The organism is Massilia oculi (genome assembly GCF_017582745.1).
GTDB lineage: Bacteria > Pseudomonadota > Gammaproteobacteria > Burkholderiales > Burkholderiaceae_D > Telluria > Telluria oculi_A.
On sequence record NZ_JAFVIM010000063.1, the window covers coordinates 1 to 3,516 of the forward strand.

Annotated in this window: 1 protein-coding gene and 2 pseudogenes; 2 read left to right on the forward strand and 1 reads right to left on the reverse strand. The window is 58.5% G+C overall.

Going from position 1 to position 3,516, the window contains the following annotated elements; translation table 11 throughout:
- Positions 1-415: 415 nt before the first annotated feature.
- Complete coding sequence (locus tag J3U95_RS27985; RefSeq protein WP_208281737.1) at positions 416-2,473, forward strand: hypothetical protein; 2,058 nt, start codon at positions 416-418, stop codon at positions 2,471-2,473.
- A gap of 86 nt (positions 2,474-2,559) precedes the next feature.
- Here J3U95_RS27985 and J3U95_RS27990 read toward each other — a convergent pair.
- Positions 2,560-3,024 (reverse strand): annotated as a pseudogene (locus J3U95_RS27990) (IS3 family transposase); the annotation flags it as partial.
- A gap of 48 nt (positions 3,025-3,072) precedes the next feature.
- On the opposite strand from J3U95_RS27990, the pseudogene J3U95_RS27995 reads away from it, so the two are divergent.
- Positions 3,073-3,516: pseudogene (locus J3U95_RS27995) on the forward strand (transposase family protein); the annotation flags it as partial.

Sequence of the window (3,516 nt, forward strand, 5' to 3'; positions counted from 1 at the left end):
CGGCTTGCTTGAGGATGGCGATGATCTGGCTGTCGGTAAAACGGGACGTCTTCATGTAGAGCTTTCTGTTCTTAAGTAGAAAATTCTACTTCTAAACGCGCTCTTTCTGTGGGGGGATTACCGCACCGGTCCGCCACGGAATCTGCAACTACGACTTCACTTTCAAGCCCCGCGATCGCCATAGCTTCACCGGGCTGGATATCGTATTTTTCAAAGAGCAGATGGAATTCAAGTGGTCACACGCAGCCGCTGAGAAACTGATGCTGTACCTCGGCACCTTCGGACAATCCTAACCCTTCAACCCGCATCGTTCGATGCGTTCCAAGCCCCTCGGGGCTTCCCTATCGATCGCCGATAGGCAAGCTCTACGCCTGCCAGATTACCCCGCCAGCTACTGGCACTGACAGGAGATTTCATGCAATCGCAATCGCAACAATGGTATGCACCCCTTCGCAATCTGGCCAGCCTCGGCAGTCTCCGCTCCAAGATCCGGCATATGGGAGATTTGGCGGAACAGCGCCGGCAGACTCTCTCGCAATACTTCACCCCCGATGACGTCGCATCCTGGATGTGGGCGTTCATCGGCAACCTCGACATCACCTCGATCCTCGACAACTCGATCGGCTCGGCACGCTTGCTGCAGTTTGCAGAACCGGGCAAGCACAAGATATTCGGCGTCGACGTGCACGCTCCAACGGTCGATGAAGTCAGGCGCGTAGTTTCCGAAGCTGGCTTCGAGTGCGAGATCCTTTGCGCTGGAATGGAAAACGTCCGACCAGTCGGCATGGATTGCGCGCTGATCAACCCGCCATTCAGCATCTCGCTGGAATCGGTTGGGCTCAAGGCTGAGGAAGGCTTCACGCGCATGGGCAGGCTTGGACCGGACACCACTGCTACCTCTGATGAGTACGCAGTGATTCAAGCCCTCAAGGCCGCTCGCGTCGTCGTGGCCCTGCTGCCGCGCTCCAGTGCCGACGCAATTCGTGCCGGCGCTGGTTGCTGGGCGTCGAAGAAAGTGCAAACGCGCCTCCGAGGGGTGTTCGACCTGCCGGCCGCAACCTTCAAGGAGGAAAATGCCAACGTCCTCACTTCAGTTGTGGTGTTCGGGGAAAGCGCCAACAAGCGCCTGCCCATGCACCGCGCGGTGGAATCTTTCGACGAGCCGGTACCGGACCTGGGCCTGCTCGATCCAGAGTTCAAGAAGACCCGCCCGGCCGACCTTCGCTACCAGCTTCTCGATGCGACGGAACCGACTATCACGCTGCCAGTTACGGGAAACCGTACCGTGCAGATCGCGCTCGATGGACGAAAAGTCCGACTGCGGTATTTCTGCGGCCTGACACAAGCCATGGTTGCAAACGATGTGCTCGACAAGCGAATCTATTCGACCGAGCATCACAGGCTTCCAAAAGGCGTCCAGTTCAACGGACAGGGAAAGCTGGACGTGGAAGCCTATCTACTCCAGGACGAGCCCATAGCCGCGTTTCAGGGCTTTGTGGAGGCAATCCGTGCAGCAGGCGGTGAACCGGTCGTGCAGCCTGGCGTTTTCGAGACGCTGGAACGCAAGGTCCGGCGCCACAGGAGGGCGGTCATGGCCATGAAGCACACGATCTACACGAAGGGTGCATCGAGCATGGCCAGCCTCGTCGGCGTTTCGAAGCGCACGCACAACGTCAATCCAACGAAGTGGCTTTCGCCTGTGATCCAAGCAGGCGAAGAGGTCGAGTTCACGCGGGCAGAGCAGGGCGGCTACGAGTACCAGAAGAACGGTAAAAGCTTCCTCATCAATACCGACGAGCTTGAGGCCAACTACGTGCTGCAGGGCGCCAGCGAAGGCTGGCAGATCGTGCACGAGGGTCTGCTGAAAGCGTATCCGCTCGAGGCAGCTCGGCTCCGCAAACGTGCAATCGATCTTGGTATTCACCACTGGCTGAGCTGGGATTTTCAGCTGGATGACTTGATCGAGCTAACCATGCAGCCCCATGGCGGAATCGCGGCATGGCAGCAGGCCTGCGGGAAAAGTCGATTAAACGCTGCGCTGATCCTGCTGTCGGGGGTGAAGCATGGCCTGATTGTCGTAGAGTCGCGCCTGATCGATGAGATGATCGGGCAGCTGGCACGCATCGGGATCGCAGGCGAAAAGGTATGCGTGATCGACGCTACAGCGAAGCTGTCGCAACTCAAACAGATCAACGTCATCTCGTATGAGCGGCTGCGCATGCTGGTCGATGAAACCGCCTCCAAGCGGCTGACGTACGCCCACAAGCTGCGACGCAAAATCGGCTTAGTATGCGCCGACGAAGGCGAACGCCTTGCCAACTTCGACAGCGACCAATCACGCGCGCTTTTTCAGCCCTTAAGTGACAAATGTTATGGAGAATTGTGCCTAATCCACCCTCTCATTGTGGAGAATTTCAACGGCACTATCATACCGCCGCCCCATAGTGAGACCGCATCTCGCCTACCTTTCTAGGTTGTCCGCAAGCAGTGCGATCCGGCTACAACTCGTCGCGGTTAAGCTGAATCGCCCCGGCTTTCGTGGAGGCCGGTTAGTGTGAGTCAGGCCGGGATGGCTTGACTGCTCAGTTGCTTGTAATAGTTTGCCTCAGCTTCTGCCGGCGGTATATAGCCGAGCGGTTCCAGCAGGCGGTGGTGGTTGAACCAGGATACCCATTCCAGCGTGGCTAGTTCGACGGCCTCACGTGTTTTCCACGGAGCGCGGCGGTGGATTAACTCTGCCTTGTAAAGCCCGTTGATTGTCTCGGCCAGGGCGTTATCGTAGCTGTCGCCCTTACTGCCCACAGACGGTTCGATGCCAGCTTCTGCCAGGCGCTCGCTGTACTTGATCGACACGTATTGCGAACCCCTATCGCTATGATGGACCAGCTCGTTCCGTTCGGGCTGACGCGCGTACAGCGCCTGTTCCAGCGCATCGAGCACGAAGTCAGTCCGCATCGAGCTGCTGACGCGCCAGCCGACGATGCGTCGGGCGAAGACATCGATGACGAAGTATAGTGGACCCCGAGTTTGAGACGGTGGTTTAAGCTGTCGTCCGCGAAAGGATGACAGCGAATGAGTGAAGGTAAAAAACGCAGGGTGCACAGCGCCGAGTTCAAGGCCAAGGTTGGGCTGGAAGCGGTGCGCGGGGTGAAGACGGTGACGGAGATTGCGCAGGAATACGGCGTGCATCCGGTGCTGGTGGGCCAGTGGAAGAAAGAGATCCTGGAGAACGCCGGTGCCCTGTTCGACGTCAAGCGCGGGCCGAAGCCGGTGGACGAAAGCAGCCCCGAGGACAAGCTGTACAGCGAGATCGGCAAGCTGAAGATGCAGGTGGATTGGCTCAAAAAAAAGCTTGGGGAATGAGTCCGGCTGAGCGGGCACGGTGGATCGAGCGCGAGGACAAGATGCCGCTGACGATGCAGTGCGAGTTGGCCGGCGTGCCGCGTTCGACGGTATATCGGCGACTGGAGGCGACGACCCGCCAGGAATGCATCGAGGAAGAGGACGGCCAGTTGC

Bases quoted from the DNA above. Each gene is read 5' to 3' on its own strand.
- J3U95_RS27985 (WP_208281737.1), top strand. From the start codon at position 416: ATGCAATCGCAATCGCAACAATGGTATGCACCCCTTCGCAATCTGGCC.